Here is a 25,623-nt window from a genome sequence, read left to right as displayed (position 1 = left end):
CCCCGGATCGGCGGGGCGATGGCATCGACGGGGCGATGGCATCGGCGCCCTGGCACGGCGGCCGCTGGTCAGCCACCGATGCGGCGCAGCAGCCCTTCTTGGACGGCGCTGGCGATGTGCCGCCCGTCGCGGGTGAACATGCGGCCGACGGCGAGCCCGCGGCCGCCGCCCGCGGACGGGCTGGTCTGGTCGTACAGGAACCATTCGTCGGCGCGGAACGGACGGTGCAGCCACAGTGCGTGGTCGAGGCTGGCGCCGATGACCCCGCCCGGCCCCCACACCTCGCCGTGCACGGACAGGACGGAGTCCAGCAGTGACAGGTCGGACGCGTACGTGAGGGCGCACGCGTGGATGAGCGGGTCGTCGGGCAGTGCGCCGTCGATGCGCATCCAGACGCGCTGGTGGATGGCGGGGTCCCGGTCGCCGGGCGGCACCCAGCCGGGCGAGTTGATGTAGCGGACGTCGACGGCCTGCGGGGAGGCGGCGAACGCGCCGGCCCGGTCCGGGTACCGCGCCAGCCAGTCCGCCATGGTCGGGACGTCCTCGGGCGCGGGCACGTCGGGGGCCGGGCCGTGATGGTCCAGGCCCTCCTCGGTCAGCTGGAACGACGCCGACATGAGGAAGATCGTGCGGCCGTGCTGCTGGGCGGTGCAGCGGCGCACGGAGAAGGAGCGGCCGTCGCGGATGCTCTCGACGTGGAAGTCGATGGGCACGGTCGGGTCGCCGGCGCGGACGAAGTATCCGTGCAGGGAGTGCACGTGGCGGGTCGAGTCGACCGTGCGGCCGGCGGCGACGAGCGCCTGACCGGCCACCTGGCCGCCGAAGACCCGCTGGGCTCCCACCTGTGGGCTTTCGCCCTGGAAGGTGGCCGCGTCGGTTTGCTTGAGGTCGAGCACGTCCAGAAGCTGATCGACGGCGGCCTGTCCGCGCAGGGGCAGTGTCATTGCGCGCCGTTGACCGTGGCCGGGTCGACGAGCGAGCCGAGCTGGTGCACTCGCAGCGTGTTGGTGCTGCCGGGCGCGTTGGGCGGGCTGCCGGCCACGACGACGACGTAGTCGCCGGGCTTGGCCAGGCCCAGTCCGAGCAGCGCGCGGTCGACCTGCCGGAACATGTCGTCGGTGTGCTGCACGAAGTCGGTCAGGAACGTCTCGACCCCCCAGGACAGGGCGAGCTGGTCGCGGACCTCCGCCACCGGGGTGAACGCGAGCAGCGGCAGGTCGCAGTGCAGCCGGGACAGCCGGCGCACGGTGTCGCCGGTCTGGGAGAACGCGACCATCGCCTTGGCGCCGATGTTGCGGGCGATCTGCGAGGCGGCGACCGTGAGGGCCCCACCGTGCGTACGCGGGTCGTGCTGCAGGCGGGGCACGCCGAACGCGCCGTTCTCGGTGGTGGTGACGATGCGGGCCATGGTGCTGACCGTCAGGACCGGGTACTTGCCGACGCTGGTCTCACCGGAGAGCATCACCGCGTCGGCGCCGTCGAGGACGGCGTTGGCGACGTCGGAGGCCTCGGCGCGGGTCGGTCGGGAATTCTCGATCATGGAGTCGAGCATCTGGGTGGCCACGATGACCGGCTTGGCGTTCTCCCGGCACAGTTGCACGGCCTGTTTCTGCACCAGCGGCACCTGGTCGAGCGGCAGCTCGACGCCGAGGTCGCCGCGGGCGACCATCACGCCGTCGAACGCGAGCACGATCTGCTCGAGGTGGGTGACCGCTTCCGGCTTCTCCACCTTGGCGAGTACGGGCCGCTGGCGCCCTTCCTCGGCCATGATCTGGTGGACGAGTTTGATGTCGTCGGGTGAGCGGACGAACGACAGGGCGATCAGGTCGACGCCCATGTTCAGCGCGAATCGCAGGTCGGCCTCGTCCTTGTCGCTGAGGGCGGGGACGCTGACCGCGACGTTGGGCAGCGAGACGCCCTTGTTGTTGCTGACCGGGCCGCCCTCGACGACCAGGCAGCGGATGTCGTTGCCGTCCACACCGGCGACCTCGACCGCGACCTTGCCGTCGTCGATGAGCAGGCGGTCGCCGACCTTGACCTCCTGCGGCAGCTTCCGGTACGTGCAGGAGACACGGTCGGGGGTGCCGAGGATGTCGTCGCCGGTGATGGTGACGGCGTCGCCGGTCTGCCACACGTGCGGGCCGTTGGCGAACTTGCCGAGGCGGATCTTCGGACCCTGCAGGTCGGCGAGGACGGCGACGGCGCGGCCGGTGTCACGGGCGGCTTCGCGGACGAGGTCGTACACGTGCTTGTGGTCTTCGTGGCTGCCGTGGCTGAAGTTCAGCCGGGCCACGTCCATGCCGGCCTCGACGAGGCCCCGGATGCGCTCCGGTGACGCGGTGGCGGGGCCCATGGTGCAGACGATCTTTGCGCGGCGTGTCACAGCCATCAGGCTAGTCTCTCTTTCGGATCGGCCCGCTGGCCGATCCCCGTCAAGGGGATGAATGACGACGCAACAATGGCGTCGAGCGGGCGTCAGCGACCGCGAACGGACCCAGCTTATCGGGCTGCGCGCAGCGCCCGTGCGCAGATGGCCCCTCTGGGGACAACGGACAGGCGCGGGACGGCGTGCCGTCCCGCGCCTGAACGTGCGTTCACCGTGCGGCGGCCAGCGGCTGCGAGGTCGGCCGGACCGGGGCGGGCAGTTCGCCGTGCGCGCCGAGGTACTGGTGGATGGCCGCGGCGGCGGCCCGGCCCTCGGCGATGGCCCACACGATCAGGGACGCGCCGCGGTGCATGTCGCCGGCCACGAACACGCCGTCGGCATCGGTCTGCCAGTCGTCGCGGGCGTCGAGCGCGCCGCGGCGGTTGCGGCTGATGCCGAACTGGGCCAGCAGCGGCGATTCCTCAGTGCCCTCGAAGCCGATGGCCAGCAGCACCAGGTCGGCGCGCAGCTCGCGTTCGCTGCCCTCGGCGACGGTGACGATGCGTTTGCCGTCGCGGCGTTCGACGCTGACGTCGGCGATGCGTACGGCGGTGACGTTGCCGTTGCCGTCGTCGACGAACTCCTGCACGGCGACGCCGAAGACCCGGTCGCCGCCCTCCTCGTGGGCGGGGTAGTTGCGCAGGATGACCGGCCAGGTGGGCCACGGGTGCACTTCGGCGGCCCGGTCGGTGGGCGGCAGCGGGTACTGGTCGAGCTGGATCACCCCGGCTGCGCCCTGCCGGTGGGCGACGCCGAGGCAGTCGGCGCCGGTGTCGCCGCCGCCGATGATGACCACGTGCTTGCCGCGGGCGTCGATCGGGGTGGTGTCCTGCAGCCCGGCGACGACACGGTTGGCGGGCACGAGGTGGTCCATGGCCAGGTGTACGCCATTGAGCTGTCGTCCCGGGGTTTCCGGGGTGTCGCGGCCGGCGAGCGCGCCGCACGCCAGCAGTACGGCGTCGAAGCGTTCCCGCAGGTCGTCGGCGGTGATGTCGACGCCCACGTCGACGCCGGCCTGGAAGACCACGCCCTCGGCTTCGAGCTGGGCCAGCCGGGCGTCCACCACGGACTTCTCGATCTTGAAGTCGGGGATGCCGTACCGCAGCAGGCCGCCGATGCGGTCGTCGCGTTCGAACACGGTGACCGCGTGCCCGGCGCGGGCCAGTTGCTGGGCGGCGGCGAGCCCGGCGGGGCCGGAGCCGACCACGGCGACGCTCTTGCCGGACAGCGTGGTGGGCGGCTGCGGCTGCACGTACTCGAGGTCGAACGCGTGGTTGGCGATCTCGACCTCGACCTGCTTGATGGTGACCGCGTCGTCGGCGATGCCGAGCACGCACGCGGCCTCGCACGGTGCGGGACACAGCCGGCCGGTGAACTCGGGGAAGTTGTTCGTGGCGTGCAGGCTTTCCGCGGCGGCGGCCCACGCGCCGGTGCGGACCAGGTCGTTCCAGTCCGGGATGCGGTTGCCCAGCGGGCAGCCGTCGTGGCAGAACGGGATGCCGCAGTCCATGCACCGGGTGGCCTGGTCGCGGATCAGGTCCTCGCCGGCGGGCGGGTACACCTCGCGCCAGTCCTGGATGCGCACCGGCACGGGACGCCGCTTGGGCAACTGCCGCTCGTAGCGCAGGAAACCGTTCGGATCAGGCACTGATGCCCCCCATAACCGCCTCGTCGACGTCACGACCGGCGGCCTCGGCGGTCCTGATCAGTTCCATCACGCGCTTGTAGTCGCGCGGGACCACGGCGGTGAACTCCGGCACCGCCGCGGGCCAGTCCGCCAGCAACCGTGCGGCCACGGCGGACCCGGTCTCGGCGAGGTGCTTCTCCAGCAGGCCGTGCAGCTGCTGCTGCTCGGCGTCGGTGAGCGGGGCCAGGTCGACCAGTTCCGGGTTCACCTGGACCGGGTTCAGGCCCAGCACGTACGCGGTGCCGCCGCTCATGCCCGCGGCGAAGTTGCGCCCGGTGGTCCCGAGCACCACCACGGTGCCGCCGGTCATGTACTCGCAGGCGTGGTCGCCGACACCCTCGACGACCGCGGCGGCGCCGGAGTTGCGCACCGCGAACCGTTCACCGGCGCGGCCGCGCAGGAACACCTCGCCGCCGGTGGCGCCGTACAGGATGGTGTTGCCGGCGATGATGTTGTCCTCGGCGACGAACGGGGCCCGCTCGTGCGGGTGCACGATGATGCGGCCGCCGGACAGTCCCTTGCCGACGTAGTCGTTGACGTCGCCGATCAGCCGCAGGGTGACGCCGCGCGGCAGGAACGCGCCGAACGACTGCCCGCCGGTGCCGCGCAGCGTGAACGTGATCGTGTCGTCGGGCAGGCCGTTGCCGCCGTACCGGCGGGCGACCTCGCCGCCGAGCATCGCCCCGACGCTGCGCTGCTCGTTGCGGCAGTCCAGTTCGGCGCGGACCCGCGTGCCTTCGGCCAGGGCCGGGGCGGCCAGCGCGATCAGCTCGTTGTCCAGGGCCTTCTCCAGGCCGTGGTCCTGCGCGACGATGCCGCGGCGGGCGGCACCGGCGGGCAGTTCGGGTACGTACAGCAGCGGGCCCAGGTCCAGCCCGTTGGCCTTCCAGTGGTCGACGGACGGGACGGCGTCGATCACCTCGGCGTGGCCGATCGCCTCGTCGATGCTGCGGAAGCCGAGCTCGGCCAGGTAGCCGCGGACCTCCTCCGCGAGGAACAGGAAGAAGTTCTCCACGAACTCGGGTTTGCCGGTGTACCGCTCGCGCAGCACCGGGTTCTGCGTGGCGATCCCGACCGGGCAGGTGTCCAGGTGGCAGACCCGCATCATGATGCAGCCCGACACGATCAGCGGGGCGGTCGCGAAGCCGAACTCCTCGGCGCCCAGCAGGGCGGCGACGACCACGTCACGGCCGGTCTTGAGCTGGCCGTCGACCTGCACGGTGACCCGGTCACGCAGTCCGTTGAGCAGCAACGTCTGCTGCGCCTCGGCCAGGCCCAGCTCCCACGGCGAACCGGCGTGCTTGAGCGAGTTCAGGGGGGACGCACCGGTGCCGCCGTCGTGACCGGAGATGAGGATGACGTCGGCCTTGAGCTTGGCGACACCCGCGGCGACCGTGCCCACGCCGATCTCGCTGACCAGCTTGACGTGCACCCGCGAGCTCGGGTTGACCATCTTCAGGTCGTGGACGAGCTGGGCCAGGTCCTCGATGGAGTAGATGTCGTGGTGCGGCGGCGGGGAGATCAGGCCCACGCCCGGGGTGGCGTGCCGGGTCTTGGCGATCCACGGCCACACCTTGTTGCCGGGCAGCTGACCACCTTCGCCGGGCTTCGCGCCCTGCGCCATCTTGATCTGGATGTCGTCCGCGTTGACCAGGTACTCCGCGGTGACGCCGAAGCGGCCGGAGGCGACCTGCTTGATCGCGGAACGGCGGGCCGGGTCGTACAGGCGCTCGACGTCCTCGCCGCCCTCGCCGGTGTTGCTCTTGGCGCCGAGACGGTTCATGGCGATGGCGAGAGTCTCGTGGGACTCGGCGGAGATGGAGCCGTAGCTCATCGCGCCGGTGGAGAACCGCTTGACGATCTCACTGGCGGGCTCCACCTCCTCCAGCGGCACCGCGGGACGGTCGGAGCTGAGCCGGAACAGCCCGCGCAGGTGGCCCGCGGAAGCGGACAGCTCGTCCACCTTGGACGTGTACTGGCGGAAGACGTCGTACTGGCGGCTGCGGGTGGCATGCTGCAGCAGGAACACCGTCTCGGGGTTGAACAGGTGGATCTCGCCCTCGCGGCGCCACTGGTACTCGCCGCCGACCTCCAGGCGCCGGTGTGCCCGCTCGGCCGGGTTTGCCGGGTAGCCCTTGGCGTGCCGCGCCGCGACCTCGGCGTGGATCTCGGCCAGGCCTGCGCCGCCGATGCGCCCGGAGGTGCCCTCGAAGTAGCGCTGCAGCAGGTCGTCGTCCAGGCCGACGGCCTCGAACACCTGGGCGCCGCAGTACGACGTCACGGTCGAGATGCCCATCTTGGACATGATCTTCAGTACGCCCTTGCCGAGCGCCTTGACGTAGTTGCGGACCGCCTTGCCCGGGTCCATCCCCGCGAGCGGGCCGGTGGCGATGAGGTCGTCCACCGTCTCGAACGCCAGGTACGGGTTGACCGCGGCGGCGCCGTACCCGATGAGCACGGCCGCGTGGTGCACCTCGCGGCAGTCGCCGGACTCGACGACCAGCGCGACCTGGGTGCGGGTCTGCTCGCGCACCAGGTGCTGGTGCACCGCGGCGGTCAGCAGCAGCGACGGGATCGGCGCCAGGTCGGCGTTGGCGTCGCGGTCGGAGAGCACCAGGATGCGTACGCCGTCCTCGATGGCCTCGGACACGTGGCGGCAGATCTGGGTGAGCCGGGCCTTGATGCCCTCTCCTCCGTCGCGCAGCGGGTACAGCCCGGAGACGCGCACGGCCTTGAAGCCGGGCAGGTCGCCGTCCTCGTCGATGGAGAGCAGCTTGGCCAGCTCGTCGTTGTCGATGATCGGGTACGGCAGCACCACCTGACGGCAGCTCGCCGGCCCCGGGTCGAGCAGGTTGCCTTCCGGGCCGATCGTGGTGCCCAGGCTGGTCACCAGTTCTTCGCGGATCGCGTCCAGCGGCGGGTTGGTGACCTGGGCGAACAACTGGTGGAAGTAGTCGAACAGCAGGCGCGGCCGGGTGGACAGCGGCGAGATCGGGGTGTCCGTACCCATCGACCCGAGCGGCTCGGCGCCGGTCCGGGCCATCGGCGCGACGAGGATCTTCAGCTCCTCCTCGGTGTAGCCGAACACCTGCTGGCGGCGGGTCACCGAGTCGTGGGTGTAGACGATGTGCTCGCGCGGCGGCAGGTCCGCGATGTCGATCAGACCGGCGTGCAGCCACTGGTCGTACGGTTCGGCGGCGGCGAGCTCGCTCTTGATCTCGTCGTCGTGGACGATGCGGCCCGCCGCGGTGTCCACCAGGAACATGCGGCCCGGCTGCAGACGGCCCTTGGCGACGACCGTGGCCGGGTCGAGGTCGAGCACGCCCGCCTCGCTGCCCAGCACGACCAGCCCGTCGCTGGTGTGCCACCAGCGGCCGGGGCGCAGCCCGTTGCGGTCCAGCACCGCGCCGATCAGCGTGCCGTCGGTGAACGCGACGCTGGCCGGTCCGTCCCACGGCTCCATCAGGCTGGCGTGGAAGCGGTAGAAGGCGCGCCGGGCCGGGTCCATGCCCGGGTCGTTTTCCCACGCTTCGGGAATCATCATCAGTACGGCGTGCGGCAGGCTGCGCCCGGCCAGGTGCAGCAGTTCCAGCACGGCGTCGAAGTTCGCCGAGTCGGACGCCTCCGGCGTACAGATGGGGAAAAGCCGCTTGATGTTTCCGGGCACGTTCGGCGAGGCGAGCAGCGCCTCGCGGGCGGCCATCCAGTTGCGATTACCGCGGATCGTGTTGATCTCACCGTTGTGCGCGATGATGCGGTACGGGTGGGCCAGCGGCCACGACGGGAACGTGTTGGTGGAGAACCGGGAATGCACCAGGGCGATCGCGCTGTCCACCCGCTCGTCGCACAGGTCCGGGAAGAACTCGGGCAACTGGTCCGGGGTGAGCATGCCCTTGTAGGTGATGGTGCGGCAGGACAGTGACGGGAAGTAGGCGGCCACGCCACGCTGCGCGGTCTCCCGTTCGGTCTGCCTGCGGATGCAGAACGCGACCCGGTCCAGGTCGAGGCCGTCGAGGGGGTCACCCGCGGCGCCGGCGTCCGAACTCGTCAGCCGGTGCGCGGCCAGGAACACCTGGCGGATCGCGGGACGCGCCGCGTCGGCGGTCTCCCCCAGCCCGGACGGGTTCACCGGCACGTCGCGCCAGCCGAGGATGTCACCGCCTTCGACCAGGGCGTACTTCTCGAACACCGCTACCGCGCGGGCGGCCGCGCCGGGGTCGTTCGGCAGGAAAACCAGGCCGGTCGCGTACCGGCCGGCCGCAGGAAGTTCGAAGTCGACGACCGCGCGCAGGAAGGCATCCGGGACCTGGATCATGATGCCGGCGCCGTCACCCGTGTTGTACTCCGCGCCGCGGGCGCCGCGATGGTCCAGCCGGATCAGAGCGGAAAGCCCCTTGGCGACCACGTCGTTGCTGCGCCGGCCGTGCAGGTCGGCCACGAATGCCACGCCACACGCGTCGTGCTCGTGCGCCGGGTCGTACAGCCCCTGGGCGCGATTCTGAGCGGCGGGCGAGCTCTCGGCGCGACTGGTGTCCGCCGTGGGCAGGTTCAGCGGGTGCGGAAGAGCCACCGGGCCTCCTGTCGTCACTGGTGTTTCGTATCAAGGTCGGGACGACGTCGGCCCTGCAAAGTCACTAGAGTCTACGTTAAGGGTTACCGATCTCCGCCAGATGCAGATTCGTCACACTGCGGATCGAGCACACTTCCGTCCGCACGCGTTGACCCCCGCACGATTGGGTAGTCTCGCGCGGTGGCGCATCCAACTTCCGACGTCTTCGCCAGACTGGAACGCTTCTATGACGCTGTGCCCCGCGACGCCGCTGTCGCGGAGGACATCGGGAGTTTCGTGCTCTTCGTGCGCGACGGCGCGGGCTGGCCTTTCTACGCCCGACCCCGGATCGGGGCGCCGACACCGTCTGCAGCCGATGTTACTGCGGTGCGGCAGCGCCAACGAGACCTCGGGATCGCCGAGGCTTTCGAATGGGTCCATGACACCACCCCCGACCTGCTTCCGGTAGCCCGGTCCGCCGGCCTGGAGGTACTGCTCGCGCCGCTGATGGTACTGCAGCGGGCCGCGCTGGTCCCGGACCTTCCCCTGCCGGACGCGCGAATCCGGCTGCTCGACCCGGCCGCGCCCGCGTTCGCGGACGATCTGGCCGCCAGTCGCGCGGTCGCCCAGCTCGGCTTCGGCGCACCCGCCGCGCCGGCGTTTCCCACCGGGGACGGGCCGCTGGTCACCGCGGCGGCGGGGCCGCGCGAGCGCGACGCCGTGACCCGCCCCGACGACGCGCAGGTCGACGACGCGCGGCAGCGGCAGACGGCCGGGCGGCACACCACCGCGGTGGTCGAGTCGCCCACCGAAGGCATCCTGGCCAGCGGAATCGTGCAGCAGGTCGGCGACGTCGCCGAGGTGGCCGGGGTGGCCACCCTGCCGTCGGCCCGCCGCCGCGGGTACGCGTCCCAGCTCACCGCGAGCCTGGCCCGGCATGCGCTGCAGTCGGGCGCCGACCTGGTGTTGCTGTCCGCCGGTGACGACGATGTGGCCCGGCTGTACTCGCGGATCGGCTTCCGCCGTATCGGCACGGCATGCATCGGCGAACCCGCGCCCGCCGCGTTGTGAACCGTCCCACCCCATGATCGCCGGGCGTGGCGCGCCCGGTGGCCGCCGGTCAGGGCGCCACCACGGAACGTCGCCGTCAGTCCGGGGGCTGCCACCGCGTGGCCAGGCCGTGCACGTGGCCCAGCATGCGCGGACGCAGCGAGCCCAGGGCCGCATCGCGGGCCCGCAACGCCAGCCGCCCGCGCGCCTGCACGACCGCCGACATCCTCCGCATCTGGCGCACCATGCTCGTCGTGCGGGGCGCCCGCATCCGGCTGTAGGCGTCGATCGCCTCGTGCAGTTCCCGGCCGGGCCGGGCGTTGGCGGTCAACGCCGCCAGCGTCGCCACGTCCTCGAACGCCAGGCACGCCCCCTGCCCGAGGTGGTGGGGCATCGCGTGACCCGCGTCGCCGACCAGCACCACCCCGCCCGTCCCGCCGCCGAACCCGTACGCGCGGGGCAGCGGCCGCAGCTCGCGGACCTCCTGCGGCACCAGCTCCTCGGGGCGGGTCGCCGCCAGCAGATCACCGACCGGCGCATGCCAGTCCGCGAACCACCGGCGCAACAGCGACAACTGGGTGGCGGGCGGCTCCGGCCGGGGTGCCCCGGCGGCGGTGGCGACCCAGTACATGCCGCCTCGGCCGGCCGCCCGCGCACCCAACGGCATCGACACGAACCGGTACCCGGCGCCGAGCGTCTCCCCGCCGTCGGCCACCTCGGCGGGCAGGCGGGGCAGCCGGTAGTCCGGGACGACCGCCTGCCACGCCGCGAAGCCCGAACCGACCGCCACGGACTCCGGGGCCACCGCGCGGCGTACCGGGCTGTCGATGCCGTCCGCGGCCACCAGCAGATCCGCCTCGAACACGGTGCTGCCGTCGGTGACCGCGGGGCGCCGGCCACGGCCCAGCCGCACGGTACGCACCGGCACACCGGTACGGATCTCCACCAGGTCACCGAGGCCCGCGACCAGCGCGTCGTACAGGTCCTCCAGGTGCACGACCGCGCGCGCGGGCCCGGCACCGGAGCGGGTCCGGGGCGCCACCAGCCATTGGCCGTCCGGGCGCCGCACACCGCCGTCGGGCAGCGGGGCGGCGATGCCGGCCCAGCCGCCGTCGGGGTCGATGGCCTCCAGGGCGCGCCGGCCGTTGGCCCACAGCACCAGCGCGGTCGGTGGCGCAGCGATGCGTTCGCCCTGCTCCAGCAGGGTCACCCGCCATCCGGCACGGGCCAGCGCACCGGCGGCGGCCAGGCCGGCCATTCCCGCGCCCACCACCACGGCCGTGCGCACGTCGCCGCCTCCCGCCCCGGGGCTGCCGGATCAGTGCTCGTCGGTGGTGCCGGCCGACGAGCCGGCCGGCTGCGCCCCGTCTCCGGTCGCCGGACCCGGTGCAGCATCCCGGGCCGAACCCGGCCCGGCCTCCGTGGCCGGTTCCTGGGCGGTGTCGGCCCCCGGGGCGGCGTCCGCGCCGGTTGCGGATGCGGCGTCCGCCGCCGTCGCGTCGGCGGATTCGGTCCCGGCCGCGGAGGCCGGTGCGGTCGCGGCGGATTCGGTCTCGGCCGCGGACGCCGGTGCGGTCGCGGAGGCGGAAGCGGAGCCCGCCGCGGCGGGCTCGGCCGCCGGATCCAGCGGCGGCAGGACCCCGGTCTCCCGGTACGCCTGGAAACGCTCCTCGCTGACCACCTGATAGGCGCGGGGCGCTTTGGACCCGGCCGGCTCCGCGGACTCCGTGACATCCACCTGGGAAAGGTCCGCGGACGCGGCCGGCTCGGGCGCGGTCTGCGGCGCGTCGATCGGCACCACGTACTCGCGGGGGCCCTTGACCAGCAGGAAGTAGGCGAGCGCGCCGAGGAACACCAGGATGGAGGTGAAGACGTTGAGGCGGATGCCGAAGAAGTGGTTCGCGTCGTCGACGCGCAGCATCTCGATCCAGCACCGGCCCACGGTGTACGCCATCACGTACAGCGCGAACGCCCGGCCCCGGCCGAACTTGAACCGGCGGTCCGCCAGGAACACCAGCACGGCCACGCCCACGTTCCAGATCGCCTCGTACAGGAACGTCGGGTGGTACAGGTCGGGCAGGGTGACCGGCTTGCCGTCGATGACGATGGCGTGCCCGGCGTTCGAGCGGTCCATGTCGTGCACGCGCAGGCCCCACGGCAGCGTGGTGACGCTGCCGTACAGCTCGTTGTTGAACCAGTTGCCGAACCGCCCGATCGCCTGCGCCAGCGGCAGGCCGGGAGCGAGCGCGTCGGCGAAGACGCTCAACGGCAGGCCGAGCTGGCGCGCCGCGATCCAGGCGCCGAGCGCGCCACCGGCGACCGCACCCCAGATGCCGAGGCCGCCTTCCCAGATGTAGAAGGCGCGGATCGGGCTGCCCCCGGCGCCGAAGTAGTCCTGCGGCGACGTGATGACGTGGTAGATGCGGGCACCGACGATGCCGAACGGCACCGCCCACACCGCCATGTCCAGCGACGCCCATGGCGCCACGCCGCGGCGGCGCAGCCGCGCCTCCATGACCAGCACCGCCACGACGATGCCGAGCACGATGCACAGCGCGTACGCGCGGACCGGGAAACCGAAAACGTGCCAGACCGACACGGTGGGGCTGGGGATTGCGGCGAGCGTCACGGGTGCACAGGCTACCGCCGTACGGCGGGCCCGCAATCCCCAGGGCGGTCAGCGCTGCGGGCTGCGTACTCCCTGGGCCAGCTCGGCGCTGAGCGCCCGCAGGCGCTGCCGGCCGGTGGCGGCGTCGGGGGCCTCCAGCACGCACCGGATCAGGGCGCTGCCCACGATCACCCCGTCGGCGAAACCGGCCACCTCGGCCGCCTGCGCCCCGGTGCCGACGCCCAGGCCCACCCCGACCGGCATGTCCGGGTCGGCCGCGCGGATCCGGGCGACCAGATCCGGCGCCTGCCGCGACACCTGGGAGCGGGCGCCGGTGACACCCATGAGCGCGGTGGCGTACACGAAGCCGCGGCAGTGCTGCAGCGTCATCGCGATCCGCGCGTCGGTCGACGACGGGGAGACCAGGAACGTACGGTCGATCGCGTACCGATCGGCGGCGGCGAGCCACTCGGCCGCCTCGTCCGGGATCAGGTCCGGGGTGATCATGCCGGTGGCCCCGGCCGCGGCGAGGTCGCGGGCGAACGCGTCGACGCCGTACTTCTCGATCGGGTTCCAGTACGTCATGAGCACGACCTGCGCGCCCGTGGCCGCAACCGCCTCGATGATGCGCAGCGTGTCGCGGGTACGCACCCCGCCCGCGAGCGCGATGTCGCTGGCCTTCTGGATCACCGGCCCGTCCATCACCGGGTCCGAGTACGGCAGCTCCACCTCGATGACGTCGCACCCGGCCTCGGCCATCGCGACCATCGAGGCGATGCTGTCGTCCACGGTCGGGAACCCGGCGGGCATGCAGCCCACGAGCAGCGCCCGCCCCTCGGCGCGGGCCTTGCCGAACGTCTCGGCGATGCTGGTCACGAATTCTCCCCGGGGACGAGCGTCGAGAGGTCGCCGAGCAGCCCGAAGTACGCCCCGGCGGTATGCACGTCCTTGTCGCCGCGGCCGGACAGGTTCACCACGATGGTCGGGGTGCGGCCCAGCTCGGCCGCCAGCCGCGGCGCGAGGCGGGCGGCCCCGGCCAGCGCGTGCGCGCTCTCGATCGCCGGGATGATGCCCTCGGTACGGCACAGCAGCTGGAACGCGGCCATCGCCTCGGCGTCCGTGACCGGCTCGTACGTGGCCCGCCCGGTGTCGTGCAGCCAGGCGTGCTCCGGGCCCACGCCCGGGTAGTCCAGCCCGGCGGAGATCGAGTGCGATTCCATCGTCTGGCCGTCGTCGTCCTGCAGCACGTACGTGCGGGCGCCGTGCAGCACCCCGGACGAGCCACCGGTGATCGACGCGGCGTGCCGGCCGGTTTCGACGCCGTCGCCGCCGGCCTCGAAGCCGTACAGGCGCACGCCGGCGTCGGGCACGAACGCGTGGAAGATGCCGATCGCGTTGGAGCCGCCGCCCACGCACGCGGCCACCGCGTCGGGCAGGCGACCGAGCTGATCGAGGCACTGAGCGCGGGCCTCGGTGCCGATGCCGCCCACGAAGTCGCGCACCAGCTCCGGGAACGGGTGCGGCCCGGCGGCCGTACCCAGAAGGTAGTGGGTGGTCTCGACCGTGGAGACCCAGTCGCGCAGGGCCTCGTTGAGCGCGTCCTTGAGCGTGCGCGAGCCGGTGGTGACCGGTACGACCGTGGCGCCGAGCATCCGCATCCGCGCCACGTTGAGCGCCTGGCGTTCCGTGTCGACCTGGCCCATGTACACGACGCAGTCCAGGTCGAGCAGCGCCGCGGCGGTGGCGCTGGCGACGCCGTGCTGGCCCGCGCCGGTCTCGGCGATGACCCGCTTCTTGCCCATCTTCTGCGCGAGCAGGGCCTGGCCGAGGACGTTACGCACCTTGTGCGCGCCGGTGTGGTTCAGATCCTCGCGCTTGAGCAGGATCTCCGCGCCGACCGCGGCGGACAGCCGCTCGGCGCGGTACAGCAGGGACGGGGTGCCCGCGTAGTCGCGCAGCAGCCCGGTGAACCGGCCCTGGAACTCCGGGTCGGTCTTGGCGTGCCGGTACGCGGCGTCCAGCTCGTCGAGCGCCTTGACCAGAGCCTCGGGGACGAAACGGCCGCCGTAGCGGCCGAAGTGACCGGCCAGATCGGGCAACTCGCTCATCGGACGGGCCTCGGGGTCGCCGGGTGGTTGCCCGCGTTGACCAGCTCGGCGACCGCGTCGCGCGGGCTCTTCTTCGTGACCAGGCCCTCGCCGACCAGGACCGCGTCGGCGCCGGCCGAGGCGTACCGGATCAGGTCGTGCGGGCCGCGCACCCCCGACTCGGCGATCTTCACGACGTTGTTGGGCAGGCCGGGCGCGATCCGCTCGAAGACGGACCGGTCCACCTCCAGGGTCCGCAGGTCGCGGGCGTTGACGCCGATGACCTGGGCGCCGGCCGCGAGCGCGCGGTCGGCCTCCTCCTCGTTGTGCACCTCGACGAGGGCGGTCATGCCGAGCGACTCGATGCGTTCGAGCAGGCCGACCAGCACGTTCTGCTCCAGCGCGGCCACGATCAGCAGCACCAGGTCGGCGCCGTGGGCGCGGGCCTCGTGCACCTGGTAGCTGGAGACGACGAAGTCTTTGCGCAGCACCGGGACCTGCACCGCGGCGCGGACCGCGGCGAGGTCTTCCAGGGACCCGCCGAACCACCGGCCCTCGGTGAGCACGCTGATGCAGCGGGCGCCGCCGGCCGCGTACTCCCCGGCCAGCTCGGCCGGGTCGGGGATGTCGGCGAGCGCCCCCTTGGACGGCGACGAGCGCTTGACCTCGGCGATCACCGCCACGCCGGGCTTGCGCAGCGCCGCGTACGCGTCGATCGCGGGCGGGGCCGCCGCGGCCAGGTCGCGGACCTGCTCCAGCGGCACCTGCTCCTGCCGACGGGCCACGTCCTCGCGAACCCCGGCCAGGATCTCCTCAAGAACATTCTGCGGTCCGGCGCCCCGGTCGGCGGGTCCGCCAGCGCCTGCTTCCGCCTGATCGGATGTCACGTAATGACTCCCCTCTCCGGGTGCCTTCCGCCCGATGCTAGGCGGGGGCGGTCGTCATCGACCGCCCGGGGTGCGACCCACACCACTACGTGGGCGCGGCATAATGCCCTGCCAGGAGCCTGTCTCGTTGGTCACAGGCGTATCTGCGGTCCCGCGTGTCGGCCTGCACCGAATCGGATGATCGGTGGATCCCACATAGCGTTGACGTCGCCGTCACGGCACGGAAACACGACTCGGGCATCATCTGATTCGGGCAAACTGGTTCCCGGCGTCGGGGGCGCCGGCCGTCGATCAGTTGTGGAGTTGACCATGGCGAGTGCAGTGAATGCGCAGACCAGCGGCTTCGTCGCTCTCTCCCGCGCGGTGTGTTCGGTCGCCGTCGACCTCGTCGCCGGTGTCGAGCGGGTGGTGGGCGACGGCAAGGTGCGCACCGCGCAGAGCAACGCGTGGGACGCCATCTGCGCGGACCGCGCGGCCCGTCAGGCCCGCGCGGATCTGGATCGTCTCGTGGCGGACCTGCTGGCGTCCGGCCCGCCCCTGCGCGGTGAGCGCGTTCAGGTGGTCGGATCGTCGCCGCGGTCGAGCGCGTCCCAGACGGCCCTGGTGTCCACCGGCGGCGTCTCCCGCGGCTGAGCGCCGCTCGCCTCCCGGGCGTCCGTGAGCCGGGGCGCGGACGAGGGTGGAGGCGCCGCGCTGCCGCGCTCGTAGCGGGAGCCCATGGCCGACCACTCATGGCCGTGCCGGGCCGCCCACCAGCCGGCGAGCGCGACCAGTGCGCCGCCGAGCACGCACGCGGCAGGCCCGAGCGTCGCGGCCGCCCCGGCGGCGCCCGCGTCCAGGCCGGCGCGACCGGCGATGGCGGTGGCCGCCAGCCCCACCCCGATCACCGCGATCAGCCCGCCCAGCAGGCGCCGGGTCACCCCGCGGGTGGCCAGCAACGCACCCGCGCCGGCGATGGCCACCAGCGCGAGCGCCACCAGCCACGGCATCTGCTCCGCGCCGGTGCGCGTGGCGCGCAGATCGGTCAGGCCGGGCCGCACGGTCACCTGCACCGACCAGGTGCGGGTGGCCGCGTACAGGGCGAGGCCCGCGCCGGCCGCGCACGCCAGCGCAGCCGGGCCGAGCAACCGTTGCGGGGCCATCAGCGGGCGGCGCGCAGGGTCTCGGCGGACGCGATGGCGGACAGGACCGCCGCCGCCTTGTTCCGGGTCTCCTGTTCCTCCGCGGCCGGGTCGGAATCCGCGACGATGCCCGCACCCGCCCCGACGTACGCGACCCCGTCGCGCAGCAACGCGGTGCGGATCGCAATCGCCATGTCCATGTCGCCGGCGAAACCGAAGTAGCCGACCGTTCCGCCGTACAGGCCGCGGCGGGTCGGCTCCAGCCCTTCGATGATCTCCATGGCGCGCACCTTCGGCGCCCCGGACAGCGTGCCCGCAGGGAACGTCGCGGCCAGCGCGTCGAACGCGGTCCGGTCCGCGCGCAGCTCCCCGACGACCGTGGAGACGATGTGCATGACGTGGCTGTACCGCTCGATGCGGGCGAAGTCCGGCACCTCAACCGAGCCCGGCGCGCACACCCGGCCCAGGTCGTTGCGGCCCAGATCGACCAGCATGACGTGCTCGGCACGTTCCTTCGGGTCCGCCAGCAGCTCCGCGGCCAGCGCGTTGTCCTGTTCCGGGGTGGCGCCGCGCCAGCGGGTACCCGCGATCGGGTGCAGCAACGCGCGCCGGGTGCCGTCAGGCTCCGCGCTGACCTTCAGGTGGGCCTCCGGCGAGGAGCCCACGATGTCGAAGTCGTCGAAGCGCAGCAGATACATGTACGGGCTGGGATTGGTGGCCCGGAGCACCCGGTACACGTCGAGCGGGTTGGCGTCCGTGGGACGTTCGAAGCGCTGACCCACCACGATCTGGAAGCACTCCCCCGCTCGGATCGCCTCCTTGGCCTGCTCGACCGCCTTCCGGTACTCCCCCGCCGCGGTCCGGCTCACCGCCGTGCCCGGTGCGACCCGGGTGACCGTCGAGATCATCGGCGGGGTGGGCCGGGACAGCGCGGTGGTCATCGCGTCCAGCCGCCCCACCGCGTGGTGGTACGCGGCCCGCCGCCCCTGCTCGTCCGCGTCGTCGGCGAGCACCGCGTTGGCGACCAGGATCGCCGACCCGTCGTGGTGGTCCAGCACCACCAGATCCGTGGCCAGCATCATGCCCAGCTCGGGCAGGGGCACGTCGTCGACCGCCTCGGCGGGCAGCCGCTCGAATCGGCGGACCAGGTCGTAGCTGAGATAGCCGACCATGCCGCCGGTCAGCGGTGGCAGACCCGCGTCCGCGTCCGCCGCCGCATCCTGCGGTGAGGCGAGCGCGGCGACCGTCTCGCGCAGCGCTACCACCGGATCGCCGTCGACCGGTACGCCCGCGGGCGGCTCACCGAGCCAGGCCGCCTGACCGTCGCGCTCGACCAGCGTCGCCGCGCTGCGCACACCGATGAACGAGTACCGCGACCACGCGGCGCCCTGCTCCGCCGACTCCAGCAGGAACGTGCCCGGGCCCCCGGCCAGCTTCGTGTACACCCCCACCGGGGTCTCGCCGTCCGCGAGCAGCCGCCGCACCACGGGCACGACCCGGCGGTGCGCCGCCCGCGCGACGAACCCGTCTTCGTCGGGAACCACCGCGCCGCTGGTCACAATGTGCTCCCCTCGGGCGCGCCCTCCCGGCCCTCGCTTCGCTCGGTGCAGTCGGTCACGCTGTGCTCCCCTCGGGCGCCGTCACCGGCAACTCGTCGGAGAAGCAGGTGTGCGTGCCCGTGTGGCAGGCCGCGCCGATCTGGTCGACGGTGAGCAGCAGCGCGTCGCCGTCGCAGTCCAGCGCCGCCGACCGCACGTACTGGTGGTGGCCGGAGGTCTCGCCCTTCACCCAGTACTCCTGGCGGCTGCGGGAGTAGTAGGTGGCACGGCCGGTGGTCAGCGTGCGATGCAGCGCCTCGTCGTCCATCCACGCCAGCATCAGCACGTCGCCGCTGCCGTGCTCGCGCACGATCGCGGCCACCAGGCCGTCGGGGGTGCGTTTGAGGCGGGCGGCGATGGCCGGATCCAGCGCGGACCGGGGGGCGATTTCAGGTACGGACACGCCTGCGATTGTCCCGCACCCGGTGCCGGGATGCGCGCGGGCCGCCTTCAGCCCACGATCCGGGCACCCGTCACGTCAAGATCTCCAACACGAGTCTTCTCAGCGAGGCTCCGCAGAATGGGCATGATTCCACAAATGTGTGCTCGCTGATGCGCTTCTGCCGGTCCGCCGTGAACAGTACGCCGCCCTCGAGGGCGACTACCTCGAAATGGGCGCCGCATTCCATGCAGACGTGGTCCAGAAATTCACCCACCAACGCCCCGGAAAATTCTTCTTCGGTGACCGTGCCGGCAATGACGCGACCGTCGAGGGCAGCCAGGTCCATCCCGTTGCTCCAGTGGAGGACGTAATAAAACGCGGGCCAGCCCGGGCGCAGGCGAACAAGAAATCTGCGAAGCCTCGGGTGCTTGGCCAATCGCGCATCGACGAGCCGATCGAATCGGGCACCGGAATCGGGCGGGACCACGTCGTCCGCGGTGAAGTAGGTGATTACTTTCCCTGCAACTGTGAGTTCCGTCGGCACCTATCTGTCCCTCTCGTCGGTAGACATGACTGTCGCCTCACCTCGGTCCATGGGAGACCCCGAGCCGGGCATCACTCGGCTCCGGCGCCACCACCCTCGGCCATGGGCCTGGCCCTGATCATGTTCGGGACGAGGATCTCGGACTCACCGGCTCCGGGCATGGTCTGGACAATTCCCTGGCCGGGAGCGAGGCGCGCCACGTAGATCGTGCCGTCCGGTCCGGCGAAGATCTTCGCCACGGCCGGGTCAGTGGTGAACGAAATCATACTCTTGGGCCCGATTTCATCCATTTCCGTGCCGAAGGCGCCGTGGGCCTGAACGTAGTTGTCTTCACTTCCCCAGCTCTCGATTCCCGCATTGTGCGCCTCACGCGATGCCGCCAGAGCTTCCGCCACGGACCCCGTTTCGCCGTACTTCTCGGCGGCCGCGTCGCTCATGATGAGCCCGGTCTCCTCGGCGATCCAATTTTCGAGGGCCCTGGAGGTACCGCGATAGACAACTCGTCCCAGGTCCATGTCGGCCTGGCGCGATCCGCCCTTGAAGTCATCTCCGACCAGCCATCCTCTGCCGACGGACGCGGCATTGATGTAGCCGGACGGGTCGGTGAAACCCCCACCGTCGACCGTGTCGCGGACCTGGGCTTCCATGCCGTCCGGACACATTCCCTCGCCATAATGGTGCGCAACACAAATTTGGTACCAGACACCCAGCTCCTGGTCATTGCGCATCGTCTGGTTGTTCAGATGAAAGTCCGCAGTCGCCTTGGCGTAGGCCAGACTCATGCGTCCGTAATACGGGTCGTTGGTCTTGACCAGGACATGGCGGGTGATCGGGACGTAAACCGGCCCGGACGACCGATCAACATTGTGTTCGCAGGCGTTGGCGCTGGCACATCCGCCCCCGACGCTGCCGGGAGCCGAAGCCGGGGCGGCGGAGCGTTCCTTGTTGAGGGCGGCTTGCGGGCCGTAGAAGTGGTCGTCGTCGCGCAGCCCGGTGGGGTCGCTGTGGGTGATGGGGTCGTTGTTGGAGTAGCTGTAGGCGTTCCACTGCGTGGGGTCGGTAAGGTCGTGGACCGGGTCGACGGAGATGAACCGCCCCAGCGCCGGATCATATTCGCGGGCACCGATGTGAGTGAGTCCGGTCGGGTCGTTGGTGCCGCCGACGAAGCCCTTGGTGTTGGGCCACAAGGGCTGGGTGCCGCGAGGCCCGCCATAGGGGTCCTGGCGGCGGATGTCGACCTTCTGGGTGTAGGCGTTGACGCTGATCTGCTGGGTGCCCTGGTGGTCGCTGAACAGCCAGGTCAACGCCTGGGTGCCGACGGTACGCGACGCCACGGTCTGGCCGGCGAAGTCGTAGTAGCGGGTGCCGGTAAGGGTGGCAGTGCTGCCGGAGACCTGGCGGCGGATTTCCATGCCGGGCAGGTAGAGGGTGGCGCCGGTGGCGTCGCGGCGGATCAGCCGGGTGCCGTCGGGGTCGAACAGGTTGGTGGTGGTGCTGGCGCCTTCGACGACCTTGGTGAGGTGGCCTTCGGCGTCCCAGGTCAGGTTCTGGCTTGCGGTGGCGCCGGGCCGGGCGTTCTGGTTGCCGCTGTTGTCGTAGCCGTAGTTGACGGTGGTGCCGGTGCTCTGCCCGGGGGTGGTGGTGGTCATCGCGGTGGGGGCGTGCGGGCGTACGACACCGGCTCCCGGTGTGGGCGTGGTGTAGGTGCGGACCGTGTCGCCGAGGCTGGTGTGGGAGACCTCTTTGGTCCGGTTGCCGATCTTGTCGACGGTCCAGTCCTGCCAGTACGGCGCGGGGCCGCCCAGGTTGGGCACCGACGGGGTGCTCGCGCAGTCCACTCCGGCCTTCGGAGTCCAGGCGGTGGTGAGCCTGCCGAGCGGGTCGTAGGTGAAGCACTGGGTGTCGGCGGTGCCGACCTGCGGTGCGTCGGCCACGGTCGTGATCTGGCCGGCCGGGTTGTAGGTGTAGGTGCGGTCGGCGACCGTACCGCTGGAGGTTTCCGGTTTGACCTTGACGTCGGTGACCCGGCGGGTGGCGGTGTCGTAATAGGTCCCCTGTTCGGCGAAGACCCCGCCGGTGGTCTTGAGGGTGGTGACGGTGGGCTCACCGTACGCGGTGTAGAGCTGGCCGCTGACGTACGAGCCGACGTTGGTCATGTTGGTGGCCAGCGACGAGGGCAGGCCGGTGACGGCTTCGTAGGTGGTGGTGACGTTCTCGCCGCCGAGGTTGCCGCCCGCGGGGTAGCTGATGGAGTTCGGCACGCCCGTCGCGGTGTAGCCGTAGCCGTAGGTGTAGGTGCCGGCCAGCCCGGTCTCGACGGCGGGGATGACGTAGTTGGCACCGGTGGGCTGGTAGCGCTGGGTGAAGTTGATGGCCTGCCATTTGTAGGCATTGCCGTTGTCGTACCGGATGCTCTGGGTCATCTGCCCGCGGATGGTGATGCCGGTGTACAGCTTGTCGTAGATCCACTCGGCGCGTTTGGTGCCCGTCGTCGAGTTGTCGTAGACGGCGGTTTTGCGGCCGAGCGAGTCATACGTGTAGGCGAGGGTGTTGTTCCGGGCGTCGGTGGTGGTGACGAGCTCGTTGTAGTCGTTGTATGCGGAGGTGCTGCGGCCGGCGTCGGGGTCGTTGGCCTCGGTCTGGCGGCCTCTGGGGTCGTACTTGTAGGTCCACTGGTCGCCGGCGGGGTCGGTGACCGCGGTGCGCTGGTCCTTGCGGTTGTAGGCGTACTTCGTCGTGTCGTAGGCGCCGTCGATGCCGGACGCGGTGGTGTATTGGCGCAGTTCGACGGTGTGGCCGCGGGCGTCGGTCACGGTCGTGGCGGGGGTGCCGCCGGCCGGGGGGATGACGGTGGTCTGGTCACCGCCGTAGACGGTGGTGGTGCGCCATTTCTCGACGAGGTTGGTGACGCCGTCACTGGCCATGAAGATGGCGTCGGTGGTTCGTCCGGCGCGGTCGTACAGGTTGCGGGTCAATGCGGGGACGGAGCCTTCGGGTTCCCAGTAGAGGGTGCCGGAGGCGGTGCCGGGTTCGGCGTGCGGGTTGTAGGTCGAGCCGACCCGGCCCCACGCGTCGTAGATGGTGTCGGTGACGATCCGGCCGCCGCCGACCGCGGGGCTCTGGGTCTGCCGGTTACGCAGGAACCCGTCGAAGATCTGATACCCGGTCACGTAGTTCCCGGCCGCGTTGAGCGTGTCGGTCTGCACGTACGGGTAGGTGGACCGGTTCGCCGAGTACGCGTACGAGTAGCGCACCGACGGGGTGGTGGGGTTGCCGGCCTTGGACCAGCCGATGTTCCAGACCTGACTGGTGCGGCCGAGCCCGTCGTACGTGATCTCGGTGAGACGACCGTTCGGGTCGGAGACCTTGGTCTTGCTCTCCCAGTAGGGGTTCGTCACGGTGGTGGTCACCCAGCCGAGCTGATTAGTGTCGGTACGGCTGGTGACCAGCCCGGTAGCCGGGCTGTACACGGTCGTGGTGGTGTTGTTCCTGATGTCGGTCGTCGTCAGTTGACGGCCGAACGCGTCGTAGCTGGTTCGGCTGGTGGTCTGCCAGGCGGTTCCGCCGGCCGGAGTCCAGTCCTTCAGTGTGTCGCTGCGGGTGACCTGCCCGTAGACCGGTGCCGTGCCCGCGCTGGTCGCGCCGTCGTAGTAGCTGAGCGCGTCGGAGATGACCTGGTCACCGTTGGTGGGTGTGGTGCCGCAGGTCAGCGCGGTGGTGGTGACCTGCCGGGGCAGGGTGACGATGTTCTTGGCGGTGTTGCGGTTGTAGCTGTAGGTGGTGCACTTCTCGTCACCGCTGGCCGCGATGTCGCCGTCGTCCTGGGTCCAGTTGGTGGTGCCGTAGGTGTCGTCGAAGTCGCTGCGACTGCCGGTGACCCGCCAGCCGCGGTCGCCGTCGGTACCGAGCGCGGTGCCGGTGTAGGCGACGCGGGTGTTGACGTAATGGGCTGTCACGGTGTCGCCGTTGATGGTGCGCGACGCGGTCGCCAGGGAACGCCAGGGCACGTTGACGGTCTTGCTGACCGGCTTGTCGGTGGTGCCGTTGTAGGTGACCTGTTCGCGGACCATGCCGGCGAACTGGTCCTCGTCGTACACGGTCTCCGAGCCCAGCGACGCGGGCACGGTGACGGTGCGGGTGCCGCCGGAGGGTGCGGCCTTGTCGCCGTTCATACCGCGCAGGTACGTGGTGCGGGTCAGCGTCTTGGCGGTGTCCCCGACCTGCGTCGTGACGGTGGCGTAGCCGCGGAACTGGTCCCAGGTCTTGCGTTTCGGCCTGCTCAGCCCGTCGTCGTCGGCGTAGTGCCACGCCGGGTCACCCTCGTACGTGTAGAAGGTGGTCTTGGTCGGCGTCTGGTGACCGTCCGCGAGTTGCACGTCGGTCTCCAGGACCTGGCGCACGACGTACTTGTGCCACCACTCGGTGATGTCCGGGCCGTCCGGGTCGTACGGGTCGGGCCCGATGACCGGGTAGCACAGCTTCGTGTTGGTGCTGGGCGCCGACGGCAGGTTCGATGCGGTGCACTCGGGGGTGGAGTAGATGACCTGGGTGCGGGCGCCGGTCTCGGAGTAGATGTTGGACAGCCGCTGCCAGTTGTTGCTGGTGTTGTACTTGGTCATCACCCGGTTCGGCAGTGACACCGGCTCCAGGGTCACCGGCGGCAGGGCGATCGGCGTGCCGACCAGGCCGGTGTGCACGATCGAGGACAGCCACAAACCGGGGTCGGTGCCATCGCCGGTGGCCGGGAACGTGTGCCCGAACGTCCACGAGTCGACGTCCTGCCACGCCGGCGTGGCCACGGTGGTGTCCCACACCCGGGTCGTGATCTTCGTGAGGCGCTTGGTCGACCAGAACGTCGGCGAGTAGTCGTCACACGACGTGGCGCTCGTCTTGCACTCCTGGTCCCACGGGGTGTCCGGCCAGTGCTGCGCGTCATGGGTGGTGCAGTCGGTGGCGATGCACCGGTCCGAGTTCTGGAACACGATCTGCGCGGCAGGGTTCACGTTACGGTCGGTGGCGCCGCGGTCCCACGTGCCGTAGTCGATGCGGGCCAGGGTGCCGCCGCGCACATAGGAGATGTTCTTGCTGCTGGTGACTTCCTGCGCGTACTGGTTGAGTTCCTTGGTGTACCAGTACGACATCGTGTTGCCGCGGGTGTCGACGACGTAGTCGAGGTTCCACCGCCACGCCTGCGCGCAGTCGGAGTCGGTGAACGCGGCCGCGTGGCACGGCTCACCGGAGTGGTTGCCGTACACCGGCACGGTCCACGTCGAGTCGGTGTCGCTGCTCTGCCCCGCCGGGCGGTTCAGGCCGAAGAAGTACTGGGTGCCGTCGGTGGTGGTGACCTTCCAGTGCTCGCCGTCGTTGTCGCCGTTGCTCGCGCCGGTCAGCTTCTCGATCTTCGCACCGTTCTCGGTGCGGCCGTGCCAGCCCTTGCCCGACTCGTACACCAGTTCCGTGCTGGAGCCGTTCAGCGACATCACCGCGTTGTCGGAGCGCCAGCACAGGTCCGCGGTCTGCGCCGGGTTGTTGGGAGAACCGGCTTTGTCCTCGGCACAGGGCACGTAGCGGCGCTCGATGTAACCGGGCCAGAAGTCGAAGCCCTCACCGATCCAGGACGGCTGGTTGTTGGTGGCCGCGTTACGGCCGTCCACACTGGCCGACGAGTAGGAAAGACCGATCTTGGGCTCCGGCCCGCCGGACGACGGCGGGGTCCGCATCGGGTACGACCAGGTGAACGCACCGGAAGAACTGCCCGAGGCCCAGGTCGAGGAGGGGGCGAGGGAAGTGGCGGTGTAGTCACCGGCGTCCCCGGACGGCGCGGCAGCGGCGGCGAGCAGGGTGCCCCCGGTCGCTGCGGCGGCAGGCCGGAACTGCCCCGGCGCCCGATCGAGCGCGGGCACCGTGGTCACCGCTGCGTCACCGGTGAAGGCGGCGCCCTTGATCGTGCCGGTGCTGTCCGCGGCGACGGGGACGTCGGCGGTGACCGTTCCGGCGGCCGGGTTGTTGCTCGACGGCAACGGCACCGCCTTGCAGGCGGCCTCGTCCGGGGTGGTCAGCGCGCATGGGGGGAGTTGCCACAGGCGCAGCCGGGAGCCCCAGCCGGCGCCGTAGGCGTACCGGAAGGCGCGGTAGTCCACCGACACCGTCGCCGCACCACCACCCGTGGGCGCGGACACGCGGGTGACCAGGCCGTGCTTCCACTGCTCGGGCAGGCTCGACCGGTCGAGGACCTGCACCGTGAGGTCCGAGACCCGGTCCCCGGCGGCGCCCTTGCCGCGGCTCACCGACACCGGCGTGGTCCCGGCTCGTGCCGACTTCACCTTCGCGGTCCTGCCGGGCACGGCGACCGTCGCGGAGCCGGCGTCCGGCCATTCCGGGGCCGGCAGGTGCAGCGGCGCATGCTTCTTCGGTTTCCAGCCCTTACCGGCCACCTCCCCGCCTTCGGTGTCGAACTTCTCCTTCTGCCCCGGCAGGTGCACCGACGGGGTCTTGTCCGCCTGGGCCGGGGTGACGACCAGCGACGACGTTGCCAGCAGCCCGGCCAGCACCGCGCCGAGGGCGAGCCGCCAACGCGGGACACGACGGGCGGCCGGCGAGGAACCAAGGATGTTCACGGTGCGGTACTCCCGAGGGAAGGGAAGCCGGTCAGGAAACGCGAGGGGTTTCCGGTGGGCGCCCTTGT

At 71.2% G+C, this 25,623-nt stretch carries 16 protein-coding genes; 2 read left to right on the top strand and 14 right to left on the bottom strand.

Annotated elements, in window-relative coordinates:
* Positions 1 to 68: 68 nt before the first annotated feature.
* The 4 genes from ACMCNK_RS32375 to gltB form a co-directional block, all read right to left on the bottom strand.
* Entirely contained in the window at positions 69 to 944 is an 876-nt protein-coding gene (locus ACMCNK_RS32375; RefSeq protein ID WP_412740124.1) for an acyl-CoA thioesterase, read from the bottom strand.
* Positions 941 to 2,389, bottom strand: a complete 1,449-nt coding sequence (gene pyk / locus ACMCNK_RS32370) for a pyruvate kinase (RefSeq protein WP_412740123.1) — start codon at positions 2,387 to 2,389, stop codon at positions 941 to 943. Before pyk ends, ACMCNK_RS32375 begins: the two co-directional genes overlap by 4 nt.
* A 205-nt stretch (positions 2,390 to 2,594) precedes the next feature.
* Positions 2,595 to 4,073 carry a glutamate synthase subunit beta gene (locus ACMCNK_RS32365; RefSeq protein ID WP_412740122.1) on the bottom strand — a complete coding sequence of 493 codons (1,479 nt, stop codon included), beginning with the start codon at positions 4,071 to 4,073 and terminating at the stop codon, positions 2,595 to 2,597.
* On the bottom strand, positions 4,066 to 8,658 hold the full coding sequence (gene gltB, locus ACMCNK_RS32360) for a glutamate synthase large subunit (RefSeq protein WP_412741057.1): 4,593 nt from the start codon (positions 8,656 to 8,658) through the stop codon (positions 4,066 to 4,068). The genes ACMCNK_RS32365 and gltB overlap by 8 nt, the downstream gene beginning before the upstream one ends.
* A 204-nt stretch (positions 8,659 to 8,862) precedes the next feature.
* On the opposite strand from gltB, the gene ACMCNK_RS32355 reads away from it, so the two are divergent.
* Complete coding sequence (locus tag ACMCNK_RS32355) at positions 8,863 to 9,732, top strand: GNAT family N-acetyltransferase (RefSeq protein ID WP_412740121.1); 870 nt, start codon at positions 8,863 to 8,865, stop codon at positions 9,730 to 9,732.
* 76 nt (positions 9,733 to 9,808) lie between these two features.
* Here the strand turns inward: ACMCNK_RS32355 and ACMCNK_RS32350 are convergent, their stop codons facing one another.
* Genes ACMCNK_RS32350 through trpC form a run of 5 tightly spaced genes read right to left on the bottom strand, consistent with a single transcriptional unit; the run spans position 9,809 to position 15,215 of the window.
* Complete coding sequence (locus tag ACMCNK_RS32350; protein ID WP_412740120.1) at positions 9,809 to 10,999, bottom strand: FAD-dependent oxidoreductase; 1,191 nt, start codon at positions 10,997 to 10,999, stop codon at positions 9,809 to 9,811.
* A 30-nt stretch (positions 11,000 to 11,029) separates the two neighbouring features.
* Entirely contained in the window at positions 11,030 to 12,340 is a 1,311-nt protein-coding gene (lgt, locus tag ACMCNK_RS32345; RefSeq protein WP_412740119.1) for a prolipoprotein diacylglyceryl transferase, read from the bottom strand.
* Between the two features lie 48 nt (positions 12,341 to 12,388).
* Complete coding sequence (trpA, locus tag ACMCNK_RS32340; RefSeq protein WP_412740118.1) at positions 12,389 to 13,195, bottom strand: tryptophan synthase subunit alpha; 807 nt, start codon at positions 13,193 to 13,195, stop codon at positions 12,389 to 12,391.
* Positions 13,192 to 14,427 (bottom strand): tryptophan synthase subunit beta, encoded by a 1,236-nt coding sequence (gene trpB / locus ACMCNK_RS32335; protein ID WP_412740117.1) that lies wholly within the window; start codon positions 14,425 to 14,427, stop codon positions 13,192 to 13,194. Before trpB ends, trpA begins: the two co-directional genes overlap by 4 nt.
* Entirely contained in the window at positions 14,424 to 15,215 is a 792-nt protein-coding gene (gene trpC / locus ACMCNK_RS32330; RefSeq protein ID WP_412741056.1) for an indole-3-glycerol phosphate synthase TrpC, read from the bottom strand. The genes trpB and trpC overlap by 4 nt, the downstream gene beginning before the upstream one ends.
* 387 nt (positions 15,216 to 15,602) lie before the next feature.
* On the opposite strand from trpC, the gene ACMCNK_RS32325 reads away from it, so the two are divergent.
* Complete coding sequence (locus ACMCNK_RS32325) at positions 15,603 to 15,926, top strand: hypothetical protein (protein WP_412740116.1); 324 nt, start codon at positions 15,603 to 15,605, stop codon at positions 15,924 to 15,926.
* On the opposite strand, the gene ACMCNK_RS32320 is transcribed toward ACMCNK_RS32325, so the two are convergent.
* From ACMCNK_RS32320 to ACMCNK_RS32300, 5 genes are all read right to left on the bottom strand, one after another.
* Positions 15,848 to 16,435 carry a Trp biosynthesis-associated membrane protein gene (locus ACMCNK_RS32320; protein WP_412740115.1) on the bottom strand — a complete coding sequence of 196 codons (588 nt, stop codon included), beginning with the start codon at positions 16,433 to 16,435 and terminating at the stop codon, positions 15,848 to 15,850. The genes ACMCNK_RS32325 and ACMCNK_RS32320 overlap by 79 nt on opposite strands.
* Entirely contained in the window at positions 16,435 to 17,973 is a 1,539-nt protein-coding gene (locus tag ACMCNK_RS32315; protein ID WP_412740114.1) for an anthranilate synthase component I, read from the bottom strand. Before ACMCNK_RS32315 ends, ACMCNK_RS32320 begins: the two co-directional genes overlap by 1 nt.
* Before the next feature lie 55 nt (positions 17,974 to 18,028).
* Positions 18,029 to 18,415 (bottom strand): phosphoribosyl-AMP cyclohydrolase, encoded by a 387-nt coding sequence (gene hisI, locus ACMCNK_RS32310; protein WP_412740113.1) that lies wholly within the window; start codon positions 18,413 to 18,415, stop codon positions 18,029 to 18,031.
* A 70-nt stretch (positions 18,416 to 18,485) separates the two neighbouring features.
* Positions 18,486 to 18,938 (bottom strand): hypothetical protein, encoded by a 453-nt coding sequence (locus ACMCNK_RS32305; protein WP_412740112.1) that lies wholly within the window; start codon positions 18,936 to 18,938, stop codon positions 18,486 to 18,488.
* Between the two features lie 71 nt (positions 18,939 to 19,009).
* On the bottom strand, positions 19,010 to 25,555 hold the full coding sequence (locus ACMCNK_RS32300) for an RHS repeat-associated core domain-containing protein (RefSeq protein ID WP_412740111.1): 6,546 nt from the start codon (positions 25,553 to 25,555) through the stop codon (positions 19,010 to 19,012).
* Between the last annotated feature and the right edge of the window lie 68 nt (positions 25,556 to 25,623).

Source organism: Krasilnikovia sp. MM14-A1259, assembly GCF_047159535.1.
In the GTDB taxonomy this organism is placed as follows: Bacteria; Actinomycetota; Actinomycetes; order Mycobacteriales; family Micromonosporaceae; genus Actinoplanes.
The sequence above is the reverse complement of the archived record's forward strand: the minus strand, read 5'-3'. Positions and strand labels throughout refer to the sequence as shown.

Bases quoted from the DNA above. Each gene is read 5' to 3' on its own strand.
- ACMCNK_RS32325 (WP_412740116.1), top strand. From the start codon at position 15,603: ATGGCGAGTGCAGTGAATGCGCAGACCAGCGGCTTCGTCGCTCTCTCC.
- ACMCNK_RS32320 (WP_412740115.1), bottom strand. From the start codon at position 16,435: ATGGCCCCGCAACGGTTGCTCGGCCCGGCTGCGCTGGCGTGCGCGGCC.
- ACMCNK_RS32375 (WP_412740124.1), bottom strand. From the start codon at position 944: ATGACACTGCCCCTGCGCGGACAGGCCGCCGTCGATCAGCTTCTGGAC.
- pyk (WP_412740123.1), bottom strand. From the start codon at position 2,389: ATGGCTGTGACACGCCGCGCAAAGATCGTCTGCACCATGGGCCCCGCC.
- trpB (WP_412740117.1), bottom strand. From the start codon at position 14,427: ATGAGCGAGTTGCCCGATCTGGCCGGTCACTTCGGCCGCTACGGCGGC.